The organism is Marinobacter antarcticus, assembly GCF_011049865.1.
Classification (GTDB): Bacteria; Pseudomonadota; Gammaproteobacteria; order Pseudomonadales; family Oleiphilaceae; genus Marinobacter; species Marinobacter antarcticus_A.
Window position 1 is genome coordinate 1 of sequence record NZ_DRGY01000035.1, and the last position, 20651, is coordinate 20651.

The following is a 20651-nucleotide window of genomic DNA, read 5'->3' on the forward strand; positions in this document are numbered from 1 at the left end:
AAAGATCTCACGACGCGTCTTGCGCTTCTTGGTCTGGTACTCGGCTTCGGAGAAGGTGATCTGATCCATGATGGCAACGAATCCTATGCGGTTGACGATGGCCGTATTATCGCTGATTTTGAGACTTATTCAGAGTCTCCCTAGCTTTGGCTCAACAGTGAAAGTCAGTAATGCAAGGCATGAAGAAAAGCTCATGAAACTTAATCATGAGTATCCAAATAACTTGCATGAATTTGATGTGGTTATGATAGATATGACCAGCCCAAAATCGGAAGATTTTAATGCTAGTCAGCATAGTTTAAATAATACAACTGGAAGCAAAGCTCATGCCTTTCTCAGTGCGTTTCCAGAACAGGTTTTTGACCCTAGGCAATTTTCCATTCATATCGTTTCAAAACAAATCAATGAGCTGGCGAGGAAAAAATCAATAGTTATAGCTTTTTTCGGAAGTGAGATTTCTACTGAATATCAGTTTGTGGAAATAACAGCTCACGGCCCACGCGTCACTAATATGAATTCATATTCGAATAGTGCATTTTATGGTAGCTTTCCCCGTAGCAATAGTCGGCACGGTCGTAAAGTTAAAAATCCTGAGAAAGGATCAAAACTTGACCCATTGTTTAATAAGCATTTAGATGGCATAGAGTATCGGAGCACTTTTTATCACCCCAATGTCTGGAAGGATAATAAAAACCAAAAAGATAATAAATTCATACCTCTGTTACTTAACGAACGCGATGAAATAATAAGTTATGCACATTTCAGGGATGAGTCGCTGGTATTGGTTCTGCCTGATATTGATGACAAGCCAAGTTTTGTCTCTAATCTTTTTAAAACATACCTGCCAGAAATTATGCCAGAAATCTTTCCATTTCACGGCGAATTTGGCTGGCTAGAAAACGGCGACTATTTATTACCAGGTGAAAGTGAGTTACTACAGCAGAAGGATTATATAGAAGATAAATATATAAAAGATATCGCCAACAACACTGAAGCTATGAAAAGATTAAAAGAGGATAATAAATTTTTAGCAGATTTGATTTCCGAAACTGGAGATGCGCTAGTTTCCTCTATTGAAAATTACTTAAATTGGCTGGGGTTTGAGTCGGTAATTAACTCCGATGATACGAATCCTGACATCCTTGAAGAGGATATACAGGTTGATTGTGATGATAAATTTTTAGTTATTGAAGTTAAAGGCATTGGAGGCACATCCACCGACAAAGATTGTTCTCAAATTAGCAAGATAAGATATAGACGAGCAGAGCAAAGAGGTAAGTTTGATGTGTTCGGGTTATACATCGTTAATCACCAACGATATATGCCACCTAAATCAAGGGCTAACCCTCCGTTCACTGATAATCAAGTCAAAGATGCAACCCTCGATAAGCGAGGCCTCTTGACTACATACGATCTTTATAAGGCATATTTTCTAATAGAAGATGGCATCATTCTAAAAACTGATGTTAGGGAGTCACTTTTCAAAACCGGTCTAATCACTTTAGAGCCTGACAACATAGTCTCTATTGGTATTCCTACCGAATTTTTTATGAATGGACACGTTGCTATTGTAAATCTAGATGGCATAACACTAAATGTCGGAGAGACCTTAGTGATAAAAAAGCAAAATATTTATTCCAAGGTTACTATCGAATCGCTGCAAGTCGATGATGCAACAGTAGATAGTTGCAACTCAGGAGAAGTTGGCGTAAAGCTAGATAGAAGTATAAAAAATAATTCAGAGTTATTTGTTAAAAAGGTATAACAAGTTGCTGAACTCGGAAAATTTACTCGCTACGCTCCTAATTTTCCGGTAAGCAAGGCGTTATGTGGTGCCAGCCATGCTACACTCACGCGTTTTGGATAATGTTTAATCACGGGTAGCCAGGAAGCTACTTTTTACTGAAAGGAACTCTGAACATGAGCAATCTGATTGCCGCCTGCGTCGGCGATACGCACGTTTGTCCGATCAAAGGGCATAGCTCTTCCCCCATTATGCCAAACGGCTCCAGCATCCTTGTTGAAGGAAAACCCATTGCCCGGGTGGGCGATGTTACCGGTTGCGGTGCCGTCATTACCCAAGGCTATCCTTTTGCGTTGGCCGATGGTATGCCCGTGGCGCACCTTGGTAGTCCCACCAGTCATGGTGGTTCCATTGTCAGCGGTAATCAACGAGTAATACTGGGTGTTGCCACAACCACCGCACCCGTTGTGGATTTTGCCATGGCAGGGGCACTGGATGACGAAGGCCAGCTTACCCCGGCCGCCAAAGAGTTGCTGGACAAAGATCCACAAGAGTTTGTTCGCAAAGCTGCGCAGAAAGGCGCGTTGATTGATGAAGGCTTGCCTGACGAGTCACCGGATAACTCGCCCGAAGAAGAGGGGCGTCCTAAAGTCCGCGTAGAGGCTGGCATCTTTTTCGATGGTACAGGTAATAACCGTGGCAACACCCGTGCTTACCAGCAGGAACTTGATAAGTGTCTGACAGCCAATGCCGCCGGAGCCATATCAGAAGAAGAGTGCAGTAATGAACTCTCGCAGGTGATGGAAGGCAGTTACCTCAATGCCGAAACCAATGTTTCGAAACTGGAGACGCTTTACTTCATGAACACTATAGAGCAAGACGGTCCTCCAAACCACCGGCTGTCTGTTTATGTTTCAGGAGTGGGTACCAAGTTCGGTGAGCCTGACGATGGTTTGAGTATGGGGTTAGGCTTGGGAGAGCAAGGCATCCTCAGGAAGATTGACGAAGGTGCAGAGCAACTTACCTTTGAGATTGCCAACCGAGTCAATGATTCCATTGACGAGTTGATCATCGATGTGTTCGGATTTAGTCGGGGCGCGGCAACCGCACGGCATTTTGTCAGCCGAGAAGTATATGACACCACAGGCTCTTTATACGGTGAGTACAAAGGGGCGTTGGTCAGAGCTTTTGAGCGGGAAGGCATCCCATGGCCAAAGAAAGTGACGGTTCGGTTCCTAGGGCTGTTCGATACCGTTGCCGGCGTAGCCGATGTGGGCAATCTGGATTTTTCCGCGCACGATGGAAAAACGGGGCGTATCAACGTCAACGTAAAACCAGAGCATGTCCAGCGAGCCGTCCAGTTTGTTGCCCGTGATGAGCGCCGGCACAATTTCTCGTTAAACAGCCTTCGGGATGAGACAGGCAACTTGCCTGAGCATTTCAGCGAGTGGGTTCTGCCGGGTGCTCATTCGGATATTGGTAGCGGGTATCCAGAGCGGTTTCACGAGCGAATTGAAGTTCGCCTTCCGGAGGTGATCACTGGTAAAGACCGTCGGAATCCCGAGGCCAGTTTTGAGTTTTCCCGCATGCTGCAGCAGCGAGCCCTGATCAAGGCTGAGGGCTGGATCGGTTCCTTCAATCCGTTGGCCAGCCTGGAGATTGAACAGAAGCTCCTTCCCATGCTACCCACTCAGCCGAGCCTGAGCGGAAATAATGTTGCTTTGCACCTCTGGCTTGATCGGGAGGTTCGGGGCGAATACTCCAGAATACCCTTGTACCTTATTCACAAGCTGGCTGTTGATGCCGGTGTGCCTTTCCAGTCCATCAACCCCGAGGTGAAAGGCTTTTCAATACCGCAAGAACTTGTAACCGTTGCCAGAAACCTCGCAGCTCACGTCTGGCACGGCCAAGACTTGCGGCTGTCTCCTGAATCCAAAGCCCTGCTCAAGCAACGGTACATTCATCATTCCGATCATTATCTGGAAATGGGGCTGCTTTACCCGTTCAGGCCTGCAAAAAATGGCCGCCGGGCTGTTCACCCGAATAAAACCAGTGAATAAATGGAGACTTCTATGAATATCAAGCGTTGGATGATCAGTCTCTGTATTCTGGTACTGGTTGGGTGTTCGGAACGAACGGAATCAGAGGGGCCAAGGCACGGTCCCAACAGCACATATCGCAACATCAATGTCGTAGCACCGAAACACTACGATGTTTGGGTGGATAAGTTCTTTGTTGAATCCTTGTCCGAGGACATTGGCTGGCGGGCGCCTATTGGGATTGTATCCTGTTGCTGGAAAAAGGCACACGGGGCTTCGGCTGAATGGCAAACGATGCCGGAGGTCTTCCTTATCCGCTGGTTTTCGTTTGCAGAGCAACAATCCTATGAGGCCCTGATCCGACTGGAAAACCCGGACGAGATCGAGGAAAAGATGAAGGAGGTTGCCGCATTCGAGCGCTTTGGAGAGATGGTGGAACGCCCGCTCTACAACCTTGTTCTTGGCTTGGCTCCAGGGGGAACGGTTGTGGTGTGGATAATGAACCGGGGTGAGAATGCTATCGAAGTTGGTCGCTTTAAAGCCAAACCGTATGACAACCAAGAATCAGATTACACTCAGTGGGTCAATGAGTATCTCGAGAGAGAGGGTGATTACCTCAAAGAGAACGGGGTGAAGCTTGATAGCTGGTGAGGCTAGCCGATCCTGAATTGCTTGAGGAATGGCTTAGCTACCACAAAAATAATGCATCCTTGCAGCTACTTAGTGCCGAGGCAAACTTGCGCAGCTTAAAAAGCTAACAAACACAGGCACAGCGACGGTTACTGCATTGCGGCTTCGCCTCCATTCCGTAGCCGCGCGCGCTGTTGGCGTTAGGCTGCGGCGCGCGGCTTTGTGGGAGTTAAAATATTATCCGACTGGAACTTAACCGCCTTCATCCTGTTCTTATAGCTATATGAAAATCACTATCGAAACGAATGTTGCTGCGCCCATCGCCCATGTTTGGCAAGCTTTCAACAATCCCGACGATATCCTGCAATGGGACACTTCTGACGATTGGCACACCACTTGGGCATCGAACGACCTAAAGATTGGTGGCAAGCTGTTGCAACGCATGGAAACTACGGACGGCGGGACGGGATTTGATGTTGCTGCCACTTACACGCAAATCAAGCCAAACCGACTGATTGAATTTCAGATGGACGATGGCCGCATCGTTGACCGCATGGTTCGCTTGGAGTTCATCGAAACTGGCACCGGCGTCACTATTCGTCAGACTTTCGCCGCCGAGCCAGAGCAGCCGGAAGATCAGCAACGCTCAGAATGGCAGGCCGTACTTGACCGTTTCGCCCGACACGCCGAACGGCAATACGGCGCGTCGTAACAACCGCAGCCTAACAAGGCGCTGCACCCGACCGCCTGCAGCTCCGCTCGTTCCTCGCTCCGCTTCCGGCGGCGGGTGAGCTTGTCGTTAGGGCTGGTCGTAGTGCCCTCCAATGGCGAAAATATAAATGGATCTGTCATCGAACCGGTAGATAAGCCTGTCCTTCTGTGAGATGCGCCTTGACCACAAGCCTGATAGGTTATGTTTGAGCGGTTCAGGTTTACCGTTGCCAGTTGATGGGTCCTCAGAACGAAGCATTTCTTTCAACAGTTTGCAGAGCGCTTTGTGCAGCTTCTTGTCTTTCTCACGCATCTCTTCATATGCTTCCCAAGTGCCGCCCTCAAATACCAGTGATCTCATTCATCTGCTCATCATTAGGTGTGTACCCTTGGCCACGGCCGTGAGTATCGAGGGAGGCAGCAATCTGTTGCATCAGGTCTCTACTCTGGAGAACATGCAGGGTTTCTTGCTCTCTTTCCCAGTCCTCAGCACTCATAATCACGAAGGCTTCTCCAGCACGACGCGTCACTTTAAGTGGTTCGTGCCTGTTAATAACTTGCTCTACAAGGCTTTTCAGGTTATCTCTGAATTTGTTCACACTGATTATGTCCATAAAACCACCGTTATGTACGGAAACTCCGTACGAATATATCGGAGAAGCCCTAACAAATCAATCAAGTTCATTCCGGGCCTGGCAGGCCTCCATCGGACGCGCTTAAGCGCGTCGCTTATTTTGGCGTTGGGCGACAAGAACTGGGGCATTGATTAGGTTCACGCAAATGATATGATAATGTCATACTTTTGCTTTGTTAGGAGCGCCAGCCATGAGCATGCACCGGAAGACCATAACGCTGACGGAACAGCAAGACGACTGGGTGAAAGGCCAGATTGAGAGCGGTCACTTTGGAAATGATAGCGAGTATATCCGCGATCTCATCCGGAGAGACCAGCAGGCCAAGGAACGTCTTACCACGTTGAGGCAGGCCCTCGCTGAGGGTGAGTCAAGTGGGAAACCTAAACCGCTCGACATATCGGCCATCAGAGCGGCTGGCCGTAAGCGAATGAAGGCGTCGAATTAGTGCTTAGGCTAACCGTCACGCCGAGGGCGGAATCTGACCTCACCGGAATCTGGATATATACCTGCGAAGAATGGGGGGTTGATCAGGCGGATAGTTACCTGGATCAGCTTGCGGCAGGAATGAATCAGCTGATTAATCATCCATCACTCGGCGCTAACTACGCCCATGTTATTCCCGGATATCGCAGATTGCAGGTAGAGCATCACGCCGTTTTCTATCGAGTGCTAGAGCCGGAGGTGCTTTTTGTTCGTGTTCTGCACGAGGACCTGGATGCACCGCAAAGGCTTCTGGATTAGCGGCGGGTATATTTCGGCGCAGCGCATGTTTTCCATGTAGGTTCCGTGCTGTTGTCGCCCAATAAATAGCTGCACTCGGAAAGGAACTCTGATTATGAGCAATCTGATTGCCGCCTGTGTTGGCTCGCCACTTATAAAAGCTGGCACTGCTCATGCCGTGCTCACGACAGAGTTCAGGCACCGGCACGCCGCTCTCGGCTTGCGTCAAGATCGCCATGATCTGGCTATCGGAAAAACGTGATGTCTTCATGCAGGGGCGAAGCATCGGGGCTGGAGCTATCAACTCAGCCCTTAACAAAGCCAGACACGGCGACGTTAGCTGTGATTTCTTCACCTGAAAAGTGATACTATAGTGTCACTATTAGTCTGATTCAGGGTGAACCCGATGAAAGTTGAGCTTGTTACGAACCTCAAACGCCAAGCCACAAAGATTCTGGCTGATCTGCACTTGTCTAAAGAACCGATACTGATCACGGAGCATGGTCAGCCATCGGCCTACCTTATTGATGTGCAGGATTACGAGTTTATGCAGCGCCGACTTGAGCTGCTTGAGGGGCTCTCTCGGGGAGAGCGTGCTGTACTTGAGGGAAGAACGTACAGTCAAGGTGAGGCTAGGGAGAAAATGAGTAAATGGCTGAAGTAATCTGGACAGAGCCCGCCCTACAAGCACTGGATGCCACCGCTGAGTACATTGCTCTGGATAATCCTGCAGCCGCAAGCAGCCTGGTGCAAGAGGTTTTCAATAAGACTGAGCGTTTGGAAGATTTTCCCCAATCCGGACGAATTCCCCCAGAGCTTCCAAATTCGGTATACAGGGAGATAGTGGCGCCACCGTGTCGTATTTTTTATCGAGGGGATCAGAAGCGGGTTTTCATCCTCTATGTCATGCGAGAGGAGCGGCAGCTTCGTGCGTACATGCTTGAAAACAGCTAACCAGGCACGTCACTCGGATACCTTTGTCTTAGCTCTCGCCATGTTGCTCACTGCCAATCCACTCAGGGCTGTCGGTGCGTGTCTCCTGTTCGCTCCATGGCTGGTGCTGGCCTATTACACTGATCCCACCGATCTCGATTCAACGGCGAACAACTTTTCTGCCGTGTTTTGGCTCCACCCACGAACCCAAAGTTTAGCAATACACGTCCATTCGGAGCTTGCGTCGACATGGCGGCAGTGACGCCCTGGCCTATAGCCTTTTTGAGTGTTTCATATATTGGGATGTTGACGTTGCCCCAGCGGAGTGCCTGAATCCCAAGACCTTATGCACCGTTGGCGACGGCGGCATTAACCTGGGATTCATCGGCGCCCCGAACAATGTCTGATCAGTTGGTGAGCGTTTTCATCAGCTCATAGAGCGACGACTTTGCTTCGTAGCCTACGCCAGGAATATCCGGCAGCTCAACGTAACCATCGATTACGTCAATTCCATCCGCGAAACCGCCAAAAGGCTGGAACACATCCGGGTAACTCTCATTGCCGCCCAGGTGTAACCCCGCGGCGATATTCAGCGACATCTGGTGCCCACCGTGCGGCACTACCCTGCGCGATGACCAGCCCATGGATTCCATGACGTCCAGCGTGCGCAGATACTCCACCAGCCCATACGACAAGGCGCAATCGAATTGCAGCCAGTCCCTGTCCGGCCTCATTCCGCCATACCGCAACAGGTTACGTGCATCCTGGTGCGAGAACAGATTTTCGCCGGTCGCCATCGGGCGGTCGTAATGGGTTGCCAGCTCTGCCTGCAGCGCGTAGTCGAGCGGATCACCCGCCTCTTCGTACCAAAATAGCTTGTAGGGGCTCAGTGCCTCGGCATAGGCGATGGAGGTCTCAAGGTCGAAGCGTCCGTTGGCATCAACCGCCAGCCTGCTGCCCTCCCCGACCACATCAATCACGGCCTCTATCCTGGCAATATCCTCGTTCAGCGAGGCGCCACCGATTTTCATCTTTACCACGTTGTAGCCGCGATCCAGGTAGCCACGCACCTCATCCTGCAATTTCCCGTGATCCTTGCCGGGATAATAATAACCACCCGCTGCGTAGACCCAGACTTTCTCGTCATGCACACCCCCGCGGTACCGATCGGCCAGGAGTTTATACAGTGGCACCCCCGCGATCTTGGCAACCGCGTCCCAAACCGCCATGTCGATGGTGCCCACCGCGACGGAACGTTCGCCATGTCCGCCCGGCTTTTCATTGGTCATGAGCGCTTGCCAGATGGCGAATGGGTCGAGATTGTCGTTGGCTTCATCAACCAGGGTCGCAGGATCTGCCTCCAGCACACGGGCAATGAAGCGATCACGCATGAGCGCGCCCTGGCCGTAGCGGCCATTTGAATTAAACCCGTAGCCGATGACTGGCTTGCCGTCCCGAACCACATCCGTGACGACCGCTACCACGGAACAGGTCATCTTGGAGAAGTCGATATAGGCATTAGCCATTGGTGAGGCAATTGAGACCGTTTTTTCGCGAATATCCGTGATACGCATGGTGTCGCTCCTCAGTCCAGCGCGTCAGCAATTGACTTACCGCAGGCTGCCGTACCGGCAGTGCCACCCAGATCGCCGGTACGCAGGCCAGGTTCGGCCAGTACCCGCTCAATTGCACGGAGAATGCCAGCCGCCGCCTCAGGGTGCCCCAGATGATCAAGCATCATCGCGCCGGCCCAGATCTGCCCGACCGGATTGGCGATTCCTTGCCCGGCAATATCCGGGGCAGAACCGTGGACCGGCTCGAACAGTGACGGGAACTTGCGCTCCGGATTGATGTTCCCCGAGGGCGCAATGCCAATGGTGCCGGTACAGGCAGGGCCGAGGTCTGACAGAATGTCTCCGAACAGGTTCGAGGCAACCACCACGTTGAAGCGATCCGGGTGCAGGACAAATAACGCGGTGAGAATATCAATGTGGTATTTATCAACGGTGACCCCGGGATAGGCCTTGGCCATTTCGGCCACTCGCTCATCCCAATAGGGCATGGTGATGGAGATTCCGTTCGATTTGGTGGCCGAGGTCAAGCGCCCGCCGCGCCGTTCTGCAAGGTCGAACGCATAGCGCAGAATCCGATCAACGCCGGTACGGGTCATGACCGTTTCCTGCATCACGATTTCACGCTCGGTACCGGGAAACATTCTGCCGCCGATCGAGGAATACTCCCCTTCGGTATTCTCGCGCACGATCATCATATCGATGTCGCCCGGTTTGCGGCCTGTCAGAGGCGATGGCACGCCGGGCATCAGGCGTGCGGGACGCAGACTCACGTACTGGTCGAATTCACGCCGGAACTGGATCAGCGAACCCCATAGCGAAACATGGTCCGGCACGGTGTCGGGCCATCCGACCGCACCAAAAAAAATCGCATCATGCCCGGCAACCTGGTCCTTCCAGTCATCCGGAAGCATCTTGCCGTGGGCCTGGTAATATTCGCAGGACGAGAACTCGAAGTCGGTGAACGCGATATCAAAATTGTATTTCGAGGCGGCAGCTTCCAACACCCGCACACCTTCGGGCATAACTTCCTTGCCGATCCCGTCACCGGGAATCACCGCAATTTTCATCGTACTGGCTGACATGGTCGGCTCCTCAGTTGTTGCGGATCGCGGCAATCACCGCCTCGGTTACCTGCTCGGTGGTAGCGTTGCCACCCAGGTCAGGTGTATGCAGATCCGGATCAGACGTAACCATTTCAACCGCACTCATCATGCGCTTGGCAGCGGCAGTCTCACCGAGATGTTCGAGCATCATCGATGCACTCCAGAAGGTGCCCACCGGATTGGCGATGCCCTGCCCGGTAATGTCAAAAGCAGAACCGTGAATGGGTTCGAACATGGACGGCGTTGCGCCTTCAGGATTGAAGTTCGCGGTCGGTGCAATGCCAATGGAGCCCGCCAGGGCCGCCGCCAGGTCCGAGAGGATGTCCGCATGCAGGTTGGTGGCCACCACCGTATCAATGGACTGCGGCTTCATGGTCATCCGCACGGTCATGGCATCCACCAGCATCTTGTCCCATTTCACGTCTGGATAGTCGCCGGCGACTTCAGCGGCCACTTCATCCCAAAGCACCATGCCGTAGCGCTGCGCGTTGGATTTGGTGACCACCGTCAACAACTTGCGTGGCCGGGACCGGGCCAGATCGAAGGCATAGCGCATGATTCGCTCGACGCCGACTTTAGTGAATATCGACACCTCGGTAGCCGTCTCGTGGGATTGCCCACGATGGCTGCGTCCGCCCTGCCCGGCATATTCACCTTCGGAGTTCTCGCGCACAATCACCCAGTCCAGATCACCGGGGCCCACGCCTTCAAGCGGGCTCTTGATACCCGGCAGTATCCGCGTCGGCCGGACGTTGGCGTACTGGTCGAGCGGCTGACAGATTGCCAGCCTCAGCCCCCATAATGTCAGGTGGTCGGGCACGTCCGGCGCGCCCACGGCGCCGAACAGAATGGCATCGAAGGCCCGCAGTTGGTCGGGACCGTCTGCTGGCATAAATGTGCCTTCGCGCTTGTAGCGATCGCTACCCCAGTCGAAGTCCGTCACCTTAAGCTTGAAGCCGCCATCGCTTTCGGCCAGCGCGGTAAGTGCACGCAGGCCGGCGTCAATCACTTCAATGCCGATGCCATCCCCGGGGATGGCCGCAATTTTATAGGTTTTGATCGTCATTCTCCTCAGAAAAACAGTCCCATTGGCATCCGTAACAGCAACACGTCAGCCATCAGCCACCAGAAGCCGGCCACCACCACAACGGCGGTGATCGCGCGTATTAACCAGGTCTTTGCCGGACAGGTCTCGTGTTCGGCGAGCACCATCATCGAACCGAACGCCGCCAGCCCAGCGACAAAAAATCCAAGTACCGGAATGAGAAATACCCACAAACCGAACACGATGCTGAGCAGTATCCGGCGCATGGTCGACGCTGCGGGATCGCCCCGCTCCGATACTCCACCCTTTCGCCGGAGCGCAAAAATGACCAGACCGATGGAAAACACCACCAGCAAAACCGAGATGGTGGCGGGAAATACCGCGCCCATCTGTGACATGGCGTCGGTGTCCAGGTAAGCCGTGATACCGATTGCCGCAAACACCACGGCAAGCAGAATCGCGCCCGTATCGAGAGTCCTGCCACTTTCACCATTGACGCTATCGGGTTTGGCCGTATCCGGGGTATCCGACATCGGAGGGATATCCGCCGGGTGAGCTTCGGCAGCCATCGCTCGCTCGGTCAGGGGTGTTATGGGGCGTTTGCGGGTGCGCCATTCAGCAAAGAACGGATAGCCCAGCGTCAGCAGCGCGGCCAGAATGATGCCGATACTGATTGGCCGACCGAAGAACATGCCGCTGATATTATGAGTGGCGTTGCCGATCAGGTAAGTCTGGACAAAGCCCTGTTCAGCGATCTGCCCCAGCACCAGCCCCAAAACGATCGGCGACGGGGCGAACCCGTAACGGTTGAGCACCCAGGCCACCACCCCAAGACCAAACATCATCTGGGTATCGTTGATGTTGGAATGAATGGCGAAAGAGCCCACCACCGTCATGAAAGCAACGGTCGGCACCAGCAGTGATTTCGGAAAGGAAACCACTGATTTGTAGGCATACCGCCCAATCAGCAATCCCGCGGGTAACATCAGCACTGTGGCGATTAACAGCCCGAAGATGAACGTATAAACGATCTGGGACTGACTATTGAACAGCGTCGGCCCGATTTTGATGCCCTGGACCAGCAGTGCACCCAGGATAATGGCATCCGGTGGTGTGCCGGGAATGCCCAATACCAGCGTCGGAATAAAGCCGCCCCCGACGGTGGCATTGTTCGCCGCCTCGGTGGCAATCACGCCATCCGGCTCACCCTTGCCGAAATTTGCGCTGTACTTCGATGAACGCCGCGCCTCGGTGTACGACACCAGCCCGGCAATGGACCCCCCGGCGCCCGGGAGAATGCCAATGACTGTGCCGATGACTGACGATCGGATTACGTTGAATTTCGATCGCCAGGCAATCCCCATCGCCTCACGCAACCGGATGCCGTCTTTCTCGATGTCAGTGTTGACTTTCAGGTGCGCGGCGCGAGTTGCAACCAGGTCGAGGATAACCGGCACGCAGTAGAGCCCAATCAGCGCCGAGGTAATATCGATCCCGCCCAGCAGCGCCGGGCTGTCCAGGGTGTAGCGCACATCGCCACCGACAACGGCAACGCCTACCATCGACAGCAGCAGCCCGAGACAGGCCCCGACGAGCCCCTTGAGCGTATTGCCAACAGAGAGTGCGGAAATCAGTGTGAGCCCGAAAACAGCCAACCAGAAATACTCCGGCGGGCCGAAAACCAGCGCAACCTTTGCCAGCGGTGGCGCAAGCAGCAGGAGCGCGATCGCGCCAACCATGCCACCGAAGACCGAGGCCAGGTTCGCCAGTGTTATTGCCAGCCCTCCATCACCCCTGCGGGCCATCGGATAGCCGTCGAAGGTCGTCGCGATAGCCGAGGGCGTTCCTGGCGTATTGACGAGAATTGCTGCGAAGGCCCCGCCGTAGATTGCCCCGGTATAGATCGCGCCAAGTGCGATCAGCCCGGAGGCGGGCTCCATGGAAAACGTGAAAGGAACCAGCACGGCTACCGCCATCGTGGCCGAAAGCCCCGGTAGCGCCCCAATGACTGTGCCCAGAACCACACCTATCAGTGCAAGCATGAGGTTAAACGGCGTCAGTGCATCGAGTAAGTAGCCGAGCAGTTCCATGCTACTGCTCCTTAGTTGCCAATCCCGAGCGCGGCAGCGCTCTTGGCGTATTCTGCCTTCATCTTTTTCATGAAGGCCGGCATCTGGCCATAGCCAATGTCGGTCAGCACAAAACCACCGTCTTCCATTTTCTTGATGAAGTCAGGATCGTGATTGATCTCGGTCACGATATCCGAAATACGCTGGCGCATTTCCTCGGAGGTGGAATCCGGCACGGCAACCCCCCGATAAGCCCCTCCCACAATGTCGAGCCCCAGCTCCTTGAACGTCGGAACGTCCGGGAAGGCGGGCAAGCGCTTTTCCGACGCAACCGCCAGCATGCGCAGCGCGTCACCCTGGTTAGTGCCCGAGGTGGCATAGTTAAAGCCGGCCGTCGTCTGGCTGCCCAATACGGCAGTGATCGAAGGTCCGGTACCGGAGAATGGGATGTAAGTCGTCTTCACCCCCGCAAGGTCATCAAACTGCAACTGCCCCAGATTGTTCGCCGACTTCGCACCGGATCCCGCAAAGGTGACAAGCCCCGGGTTCTCTTTGGCGTAGTCGATCAGTTCCTGGAGGGTCTTGTACTCGCTGTCCTGGGTGACGAAGATCGCGTTCGGGGTGTAGTGGAAGTAGTTTACAGGCGTCAACTCATCGGTCTTATAGCCGACTGAGCCTTCCATGGGTTGCAGCACCGTGTGGGGCAGATTGATGCCCATAATGGTATAGCCATCACCCGGGATTGAGTTCAACTGCGACCAGGCCTGCGCGCCACCCGCGCCGGACTGATACTGGATGATTACATCCTGCCCGGTGTGTTCCTTCCACTCCGCCTGCTGGAATCGTGCGGAGATATCCGACTCGCCCCCAGCGTTGAACGGAATAATATAGGTCATGGCTTTGGTCGGAAAATCGGATTGTGCCAATGCGGGTATGGCCGCCATCAGCGTGAGACCTGCAGCTATTAGAGTTCTTTTGATAGACATCTGTTCCTCCCAGATTTTATTGTGCCCGCCATGGGTTATCCCACTGGGGCCTATATGAAGAGAGGTGATTGACAATCTGCCAGTGCAGGCTGCCCGAAGATTCACGAGTGCCCCAATCCCTCTGCCCCGCTGATCGCACCGCCTTTGGCACGGTACGCCAGTACCGCGGGTCAAAATCCCGTGGCAATCACTACCGTAATTCATTTCTTTTATGATTGGTATTTCACAAATAACAATACATTATTGAATTTTTGGAATAAATCAAAAGGGAGGTGCCAGTGAGCAGCGTCAGTGATATGCAGTTCTTCGCCTGTGTTGCACGCCGCCGGAATCTATCCGAGGCGGCACTGGAGTTGGGAATCACGGCCTCCGCCGTCAGCCGACGGCTCGCCCGCATCGAAAACCGTCTCGGGGTGCGCCTGCTGAACCGTACAACGCGGCGATTGAGCCTCACCAGCGATGGCGAATCCTATCTGTTGGCGTCAAACGACATCATTGGCCGAATCAACGAAGCAGAACAGTCGATATCGCGAGCGCGCGCCGCGCCACAGGGACTGTTACGGGTGAATGCTACCTTCCAGTTTGGCCGCGAATATATTGCTCCGGCCATATCTCGTTTTGCTCGCACGAATCCGGAAGTTAAGGTACAACTGGAGTTATCGGATGCGCCAGCGAACATGGTCGAGGAGGGCTACGACCTGAACATACGCTTTGGGATGCCATTGTCTTCCGGCTTGATTGTGGCACGGCTCCTGCCCAATCGACGCGTACTGGTCGCAGCACCCTCCTATTTGCGAAAGCACGGTACGCCGACGCGGCTTGAGGACCTGACCCAACACCAATGCATCATCCTGCGCCAGGAACGCGAGGCCTATGACATCTGGCGCTTCGATGACGGTGAGCACGTCCGTGCTACCGGCCATCTGTCCACGAATGACGGGGAAATCGCCGTGGGTTGGGTACTGGAAGGCCATGGCATTATGCTGCGTTCCGAGTGGGATATCGCGCGCCATGTGCGTACGGGACGATTGCAGGTGGTATTGCCCGAAAAGACTCATGAGGCGGGCATCTATGCGGTCTATCCAGAGCGGCTGAACCTGTCCGCCAAGGTGCGCCTGTTCATCGACCTTTTGCGCGAAACGCTCCGGCCTAAAGCGGATGAGCTGTCCTTGAGGAACGTTAAATAACTGGGTTGAAAATCGCCGATTGTTATAAGTGACAGGCTTGGTTGTTCTCTGATACCTCACCTGCGAGAGGTTGCATGGACAAAAAAAAGCATAACAAACGATTCTCGTTCGTTCTGGACTTACCCCGTTGCAGTAGACACTCCTAGCCTATGATTTGCGTAAGGTGGTTAGTCTTCAAAATCCGAGTGGCCTAAATCAGATACTTTTTGAGGATTTCGCCGCTCTTTCTGAGCATAGGCTCTGGTTGGATATTCAGATTATCAATTGGGTTCGGGAGCTAACTGACAGCGATCTGAACCTCAGATTCAACTATCACAACACCAAGGGGGTTCCTTCGAGTAAACGGTTTTCGAGCCTGGTTCTTCACTTCTTCAATCACCAAACTCACCACCGGGGGCAGGTCTCTGCTTTGCTTTCTCAGGCCGGTGAAGATATTGGTGTTACTGACCTCTTGGCTCTGATTCCGGAAGCACCTCATGTATAACCAGTCGCTGTTGCCGGACAGTTTTTCCGCCGCTTCGCGGCTCCAAAACTGCCGCAAAGCTTTGCGTTATGGCAGTGGTTGCCGGATTGTAAGCCACTGGGTACTATCCGTTTTGGAAAAAACCATGGAAAGGAGAAAGTACAATGGACTGTCCTACGATTTCGGGTTTGAAACTGGACTCTGAAGATCAGGAAGCACTGGAGGCAATAAGGAAGGCTCAGCGCAATGGAAACATGCTTGAGATTCTTTTACCCGCTGGTGTTTTAACAACGATATTTCTTGGCAATAACTCTGCGCAAGTGACTTTCAATGTTCATTCCACCGACTGGGTTTTGTTTGCTCAGTCAATGAGCAAGATTCAGCCTATCGTAAGAAAAACCATATCCAAAATCGCCCAAATGCAAAGACTCAGAGCAGGGTTGTCATACGAGCAACGCCAGTTCTGGGAAGCCGTGGATAATGGTTGCGGGGGCTATTAATATGAAAATTAACTTCAAGTTCGCATTCCCTTTACTACTCGCCGCCACTTCTGCTCTTGCTGGCAGCAATGACGAATCTAGTGCACATCGGTACATCTCTGAGAGAATTGCACAATATGGAGAAGCAGTAGAGCGGTGTGAAAAGGTAGCGGCTAGCCGTCCCTTACCCGATGAGTCAGTGATCAAACATTTGCGTGGCTATAGTATCGAGAATGTTAGAATTTTTCTCATCACACGTAGCTCGCTTGTCGCGGAAGTTTGCGAAAAGCCAGAGTTGACTGAACTGGCTTACGCAATTGGTGTTTTGGAGGGTGCTGGTATTTCTGGGACACCAAAAGAGATTGTACAGAATATAAAATTGCTGGTTTTTGGCGAATCAACTTGGGGGTTGAAAAAGAAATATCTCGAGCTTCCAATGAGTGTCCAAAATATTTTGGAGCAAACGGATTATTTTGATGAGCCGTTCAATGATATTGCTATTCTGAACGCTATCGAAAATGCCAAAAAGCCATAACAAGACGCTGTTGCCGGACAATTTTCCGCCGCTTCGCGGCTCCAAAACTGCCGCAAAGCTTTGCGTTAAACAGCACAAAAGAGACCCAGGCTGCTGGAGTCATTCTGATTCCAGCAGCCTGGGATGGCCTTGCGGCCAGACATCAAACGTTAGCTCTGTGGTTTGATCAGGAACTTCTCTCCGGTAGCCTGTTTGCCGTAAACCGCGATCGCATCCAGTTGTAAAGCACCAGCCAGGGATACCTCGTGAGTGTAGTGGCTGGCGAACGTGGTTTTGATCTCGGCGGCTATGCGTTTGCGCATGGCGATGGTGGTTTCCTTGCTCAGTTTTCCTAATGCATTAAACAATAAGAAGCCGTTCACACCCCAGGCAAAACCAAAGCTGCGGTTTAGCGTGATGGGGCCGCGATCAAGCCCGCCATAAATATAAACCTGTTTATAGATGTCAGATCCATACACGCTGTATTCAGTGATGTTGCGAGCGACGGCGGCTTCCATGCAGGCGAGAATGTCACTAGCCAATTTACCGCCCCCAATAGGGTCGAACGCGATGGTCGCGCCGGTTTCGATCAGTGCTTGGGTCAGGTCTGCCATAAAGCTGTCGCTACTGGAGTTAACCACGTATTTGGCACCCAATTCGCGCAGCAATGTTTCCTGTTCTGGCTTGCGGACGATATTGACCAGGTCGATGCCGTCGGCGATGCAGATGCGGTTGAGCATTTGTCCGAGGTTAGAGGCGGCGGCAGCGTGAACGATAGCCTTGTGACCTTCAGCGCGCATGGTTTCAACCATGGTTAATGCCGTCAGCGGGTTAACAAAGCTTGAAGCGCCTTCGGCTGCAGTCGTACCCGGCTCTAGTTCCAGACAGCTTTGCACCTTGGCACAGAGATATTGGCGGTAGCTACCGCCGCCAATTACCGCAACGGTTTTGCCCATCAAGCTTTGCGCAGCGGCTGATGAGCCCGCAGCTACAACTGTACCGGCCCCTTCGTTGCCTACGGGTATAGGCTTGCCAACCCGCTTTTTAACGGCACCCATGAACTTGGCCGGGACATCGGCACTGATGACCGGGCGATCGGCGCTACCGGATTGGCTGGCAGTCGTCATATCGGCCGCGCTGAACATCACTCCCAGATCAGACGGGTTAATAGGGGCGGCTTCGATGCGGATGACCACTTCGTTTTCGCCGGGCTGGGGGATCTCGATCTCGCGCAGGGCAAGTTCCAGTTTGTTGTCTTCGCTAATGGTGGAAATAAGTTCGATGTTGGTGTCCGACATTTTTTTCTCCTGAAAAAAGTTAGGTCGTCTGTCACTTCGCTGAACTGTTTGATCGTAGCGGAGAACTGAGGTCAGATTAGCATTTCACCAAGCATTTATGTTCATCTGACCCCAATGACACCGACAATGAGCTGATGGGTATGAAAAATCATTTTGAATTGTTAGCTGCTTACAATCAGTGGATGAACTCCAAGATCTATGAGGTAGCAGGTCAACTCCCTGAAACAGAATTGGCGAAAGACCGCAGTGCCTTTTTTGGGTCGATTCTGGGCACACTTAATCACATCCTCGTTGGTGACACCATCTGGCTGAAACGGTTTGCCACCCACCCATCCTGCGAGGGTTCACTGCAGGAGGTTGCCAAGCTTCCAAATCCGACAAACCTAAGCCAGATAGTGTTTGACGATATTAGTAGCTTATCTGAACATCGGGCTTGGCTTGACCAGCAAATTATCAGCTGGATAGCCGAGCTAACCGAAGGTGATCTGGATTTCGTTCTCAGCTACCACAACACCAAAGGGGTTCCGGCCAACAAGCGGTATTCGAGTCTGGTTCTTCATTTCTTTAACCATCAGACTCACCATCGGGGGCAAGTGTCTGCTTTATTATCACAGGCGGGTGCGGACGTTGGGGGTACTGACCTATTGGCTCTGATCCCGGAGGAAACTCATGTATAACCAGCCATTCATGTTCGCTCTGCACTTCTCCCACTTCAATCGCTACGCACCGATAATTCCATTTTAATATGAAACAGAAATCGCAATCTCAACCAAATATTGCTCCTGAGGACCCTGTCGTTTTGTTCGATGGGGTGTGTCGATTATGCTCCGCGTGGGCGCGCTTCCTCATTAGGTTCGATAGAAAACGCCGATTTAAATTAGCGACCGTTCAATCACTTGAGGGCCAGGCAATTCTTCAGTCCCACGGCTTCCCAACGGACTACTACGAAACCATGCTGCTTGCTGAGGGGCCGGATATTTATACCAAATCTGCTGCATTTTTCAGGGTAATGCGTGAACTGCCATGGCCGTGGCCATTGGCCTGTATTGGTTGGGTTGTGCCATCCGTCATTCGAGACTGGCTATACGACCGTATAGCATTAAACCGGTACAAGTTGTTCGGTCGCTATGATGCTTGTGTCATTCCCAACAAAGATCATGATTCAAGGTTCCTGGGTGAATAGTCCACTTTTTAGCTACGCCGTATGCCGGGGTACCCTTGCTTTTATTTGGTTCTATCAAGGCTTGATTCCGAAATTGCTTTACCCTCATGAAGATGAGTTGGCAATGAGCATGGCGGCCGGGTTTTCACGTTCTGATGCGGTTCAGTTGGCCACTATTGCTGGCGTGTTAGAGATTGCCATGGCAGTTGTTACCTTGATATTTTGGCGGCAACGTTGGCCGATGCTGCTTACATTAGCCGCAATGATAGGTTTGCTGGCATTCGTAATTCTGGTGCAGCCCATGCTGCTGGTTGCCGCGTTCAACCCTGTAACAACTAATGTTGCTGTCGCCGCGCTTTCAATCACCAGTTTACATCTTCTGCGGGTGATAGGGAGTGATAGAGAGTGATAAAGAGTCATAGCTAACGAGACGCTGTATGTTTCAGGCTGCAGCTGATGTTGGCTTTAGATGCCTGGGATAGGGCTAATTTCCAAGATAAGGAACACCCGTGAAAAAGTTGATTCTGGCCTTCGTTTTATTCAGTGGTTCATGTTTTGCCCATGAACCCGAGAAAGCTCCGGAACTTTGGTCCTGGTTTAAAGATCTCGACAAGTCTGCTGCAGCTTGTGAGATTCAGAGCTCATTTGCGCTCCAGAAAATTGGCATTGAGAACCAGGTCGAGAACGAATACGGGATCTACGGAACCTACAAAGGCAACCGGGTGGTCGTAAAATGCCTGGCTATGGAAAAAGGCAAAAGCAAAGTCTGGGTGGCTGTGGCTGGCAACGATAGAGATGCCGTTGAGCTGGTTCGAAACATGATCGTAAAAGAGATCATTTAGTGGATTGCACAATCAACGTCAGCGCAGATTTTACCGGGATAAGAGTAATCTCAATGCACATTATAAAAGGATGATAGGTATGATTTTCTTTGATGCTGCCCGTTGGCGGGGCGCTACCATTGTGGTGGCATTGTGCGGGTCGTTGGCCAGTTGCGCGGCTCTTTCGCCTGCGCCGAATTTGACCTCCGATGAAAAGAAAGCCCTCAGTACCAGCCTGAACGAGAAATACCAGGCGTATCAGGATTGCATGGCCAGTGAATCCGATCGCTTCAGCCATATCACATCCGCATCACCTTCAGACATTGCCAAGGGCGCCCAAGCCGGCTGTGAAGCTGCTTTCAAGAGTTATCAGAAGGCCGTGACCAAACAGTTTACGGCCTTTGTATCAAGTGCCGGTCAAGCTGAAGCCCAAAGCCGGGCTGACCAGCATGCCAGTGATGCAAAAGATCACATCTGGGGTCATGTTATCCAACGGGTTCTGATCCAAAGACAATAAACCAGAGGTTAGGGGGATACG

25 protein-coding genes and 1 pseudogene are annotated in these 20651 nt (G+C 52.4%); 17 read left to right on the forward strand and 9 right to left on the reverse strand.

Going from position 1 to position 20651, the window contains the following annotated elements:
• Positions 1 to 193: 193 nt before the first annotated feature.
• From ENI00_RS04330 to ENI00_RS04345, 4 genes are all read left to right on the forward strand, one after another.
• The gene (locus ENI00_RS04330) at positions 194 to 1765 is read left to right on the forward strand and encodes a hypothetical protein (RefSeq protein WP_304099309.1); all 1572 of its coding nucleotides are present in this window, start codon (positions 194 to 196) and stop codon (positions 1763 to 1765) included.
• Between the two features lie 155 nt (positions 1766 to 1920).
• Entirely contained in the window at positions 1921 to 3804 is a 1884-nt protein-coding gene (locus ENI00_RS04335; RefSeq protein WP_304099313.1) for a phospholipase effector Tle1 domain-containing protein, read from the forward strand.
• 12 nt (positions 3805 to 3816) lie between these two features.
• Positions 3817 to 4434 carry a DUF2931 family protein gene (locus tag ENI00_RS04340; protein WP_304099315.1) on the forward strand — a complete coding sequence of 206 codons (618 nt, stop codon included), beginning with the start codon at positions 3817 to 3819 and terminating at the stop codon, positions 4432 to 4434.
• Between the two features lie 262 nt (positions 4435 to 4696).
• Positions 4697 to 5125, forward strand: a complete 429-nt coding sequence (locus ENI00_RS04345) for an SRPBCC domain-containing protein (RefSeq protein WP_304099317.1) — start codon at positions 4697 to 4699, stop codon at positions 5123 to 5125.
• Between the two features lie 87 nt (positions 5126 to 5212).
• Here ENI00_RS04345 and ENI00_RS04350 read toward each other — a convergent pair whose 3' ends face one another.
• Entirely contained in the window at positions 5213 to 5485 is a 273-nt protein-coding gene (locus ENI00_RS04350) for a Txe/YoeB family addiction module toxin (protein WP_304099318.1), read from the reverse strand.
• On the reverse strand, positions 5466 to 5738 hold the full coding sequence (locus ENI00_RS04355) for a type II toxin-antitoxin system Phd/YefM family antitoxin (RefSeq protein WP_304099320.1): 273 nt from the start codon (positions 5736 to 5738) through the stop codon (positions 5466 to 5468). Before ENI00_RS04355 ends, ENI00_RS04350 begins: the two co-directional genes overlap by 20 nt.
• 211 nt (positions 5739 to 5949) lie before the next feature.
• Here ENI00_RS04355 and ENI00_RS04360 point away from each other — a divergent pair, with 211 nt between their 5' ends.
• Both ENI00_RS04360 and ENI00_RS04365 read left to right on the forward strand, forming a co-directional pair.
• Positions 5950 to 6204 carry a type II toxin-antitoxin system ParD family antitoxin gene (locus ENI00_RS04360; RefSeq protein WP_304099323.1) on the forward strand — a complete coding sequence of 85 codons (255 nt, stop codon included), beginning with the start codon at positions 5950 to 5952 and terminating at the stop codon, positions 6202 to 6204.
• Entirely contained in the window at positions 6204 to 6500 is a 297-nt protein-coding gene (locus ENI00_RS04365; RefSeq protein WP_304099326.1) for a type II toxin-antitoxin system RelE/ParE family toxin, read from the forward strand. The genes ENI00_RS04360 and ENI00_RS04365 overlap by 1 nt, the downstream gene beginning before the upstream one ends.
• A gap of 109 nt (positions 6501 to 6609) precedes the next feature.
• On the opposite strand, the pseudogene ENI00_RS04370 reads toward ENI00_RS04365, so the two are convergent.
• Positions 6610 to 6750, reverse strand: a pseudogene (locus tag ENI00_RS04370) (transposase); the annotation flags it as partial.
• Positions 6751 to 6885: 135 nt separating this feature from the next.
• On the opposite strand from ENI00_RS04370, the gene ENI00_RS04375 reads away from it, so the two are divergent.
• Both ENI00_RS04375 and ENI00_RS04380 read left to right on the forward strand, forming a co-directional pair.
• Positions 6886 to 7143: a type II toxin-antitoxin system Phd/YefM family antitoxin gene (locus tag ENI00_RS04375; protein WP_260036011.1), complete on the forward strand. Its 258-nt coding sequence runs from the start codon at positions 6886 to 6888 to the stop codon at positions 7141 to 7143.
• Positions 7131 to 7433, forward strand: a complete 303-nt coding sequence (locus ENI00_RS04380) for a type II toxin-antitoxin system RelE/ParE family toxin (protein WP_304099331.1) — start codon at positions 7131 to 7133, stop codon at positions 7431 to 7433. Before ENI00_RS04375 ends, ENI00_RS04380 begins: the two co-directional genes overlap by 13 nt.
• A 386-nt stretch (positions 7434 to 7819) precedes the next feature.
• Here the strand turns inward: ENI00_RS04380 and ENI00_RS04385 are convergent, their stop codons facing one another.
• Genes ENI00_RS04385 through ENI00_RS04405 form a run of 5 tightly spaced genes read right to left on the reverse strand, consistent with a single transcriptional unit; the run spans position 7820 to position 14189 of the window.
• Positions 7820 to 8986 carry a mandelate racemase/muconate lactonizing enzyme family protein gene (locus ENI00_RS04385; RefSeq protein ID WP_304099333.1) on the reverse strand — a complete coding sequence of 389 codons (1167 nt, stop codon included), beginning with the start codon at positions 8984 to 8986 and terminating at the stop codon, positions 7820 to 7822.
• 11 nt (positions 8987 to 8997) lie between these two features.
• Positions 8998 to 10068 carry a tartrate dehydrogenase gene (locus ENI00_RS04390; RefSeq protein ID WP_304099336.1) on the reverse strand — a complete coding sequence of 357 codons (1071 nt, stop codon included), beginning with the start codon at positions 10066 to 10068 and terminating at the stop codon, positions 8998 to 9000.
• Between the two features lie 10 nt (positions 10069 to 10078).
• Positions 10079 to 11149 (reverse strand): tartrate dehydrogenase, encoded by a 1071-nt coding sequence (locus tag ENI00_RS04395; RefSeq protein ID WP_304099414.1) that lies wholly within the window; start codon positions 11147 to 11149, stop codon positions 10079 to 10081.
• An 11-nt stretch (positions 11150 to 11160) separates the two neighbouring features.
• Positions 11161 to 13224, reverse strand: a complete 2064-nt coding sequence (locus ENI00_RS04400) for a tripartite tricarboxylate transporter permease (RefSeq protein ID WP_304099338.1) — start codon at positions 13222 to 13224, stop codon at positions 11161 to 11163.
• 11 nt (positions 13225 to 13235) lie between these two features.
• Positions 13236 to 14189, reverse strand: coding sequence for a Bug family tripartite tricarboxylate transporter substrate binding protein (locus ENI00_RS04405; RefSeq protein WP_304099341.1), 954 nt, complete (start codon positions 14187 to 14189; stop codon positions 13236 to 13238).
• Between the two features lie 278 nt (positions 14190 to 14467).
• Here ENI00_RS04405 and ENI00_RS04410 point away from each other — a divergent pair, with 278 nt between their 5' ends.
• The 4 genes from ENI00_RS04410 (at position 14468) to ENI00_RS04425 (ending at position 16853) form a co-directional block, all read left to right on the forward strand.
• The gene (locus ENI00_RS04410; protein WP_304099346.1) at positions 14468 to 15376 is read left to right on the forward strand and encodes a LysR family transcriptional regulator; all 909 of its coding nucleotides are present in this window, start codon (positions 14468 to 14470) and stop codon (positions 15374 to 15376) included.
• Between the two features lie 163 nt (positions 15377 to 15539).
• The gene (locus ENI00_RS04415) at positions 15540 to 15860 is read left to right on the forward strand and encodes a DinB family protein (protein WP_304099417.1); all 321 of its coding nucleotides are present in this window, start codon (positions 15540 to 15542) and stop codon (positions 15858 to 15860) included.
• A gap of 143 nt (positions 15861 to 16003) precedes the next feature.
• On the forward strand, positions 16004 to 16339 hold the full coding sequence (locus tag ENI00_RS04420) for a hypothetical protein (protein WP_071266080.1): 336 nt from the start codon (positions 16004 to 16006) through the stop codon (positions 16337 to 16339).
• Position 16340: 1 nt separating this feature from the next.
• Positions 16341 to 16853, forward strand: a complete 513-nt coding sequence (locus ENI00_RS04425) for a hypothetical protein (protein WP_304099352.1) — start codon at positions 16341 to 16343, stop codon at positions 16851 to 16853.
• 149 nt (positions 16854 to 17002) lie between these two features.
• On the opposite strand, the gene ENI00_RS04430 is transcribed toward ENI00_RS04425, so the two are convergent.
• The gene (locus ENI00_RS04430) at positions 17003 to 18130 is read right to left on the reverse strand and encodes a zinc-binding dehydrogenase (RefSeq protein ID WP_304099355.1); all 1128 of its coding nucleotides are present in this window, start codon (positions 18128 to 18130) and stop codon (positions 17003 to 17005) included.
• Between the two features lie 134 nt (positions 18131 to 18264).
• Between ENI00_RS04430 and ENI00_RS04435 the strand changes: the two genes are divergently transcribed.
• The 5 genes from ENI00_RS04435 to ENI00_RS04455 all read left to right on the forward strand — a co-directional run bounded on the left by ENI00_RS04435 (position 18265) and on the right by ENI00_RS04455 (position 20630).
• On the forward strand, positions 18265 to 18807 hold the full coding sequence (locus tag ENI00_RS04435) for a DinB family protein (protein WP_304099357.1): 543 nt from the start codon (positions 18265 to 18267) through the stop codon (positions 18805 to 18807).
• A gap of 68 nt (positions 18808 to 18875) precedes the next feature.
• Positions 18876 to 19313 carry a thiol-disulfide oxidoreductase DCC family protein gene (locus ENI00_RS04440; RefSeq protein WP_304099363.1) on the forward strand — a complete coding sequence of 146 codons (438 nt, stop codon included), beginning with the start codon at positions 18876 to 18878 and terminating at the stop codon, positions 19311 to 19313.
• A complete protein-coding gene (locus ENI00_RS04445; RefSeq protein WP_304099366.1) occupies positions 19306 to 19701 on the forward strand; it encodes a DoxX-like family protein in 396 nt (131 codons plus the stop codon). The genes ENI00_RS04440 and ENI00_RS04445 overlap by 8 nt, the downstream gene beginning before the upstream one ends.
• Positions 19702 to 19801: 100 nt before the next feature.
• The gene (locus ENI00_RS04450) at positions 19802 to 20134 is read left to right on the forward strand and encodes a hypothetical protein (RefSeq protein ID WP_304099369.1); all 333 of its coding nucleotides are present in this window, start codon (positions 19802 to 19804) and stop codon (positions 20132 to 20134) included.
• A 79-nt stretch (positions 20135 to 20213) separates the two neighbouring features.
• Entirely contained in the window at positions 20214 to 20630 is a 417-nt protein-coding gene (locus tag ENI00_RS04455) for a hypothetical protein (RefSeq protein WP_304099372.1), read from the forward strand.
• Positions 20631 to 20651 lie beyond the last annotated feature (21 nt).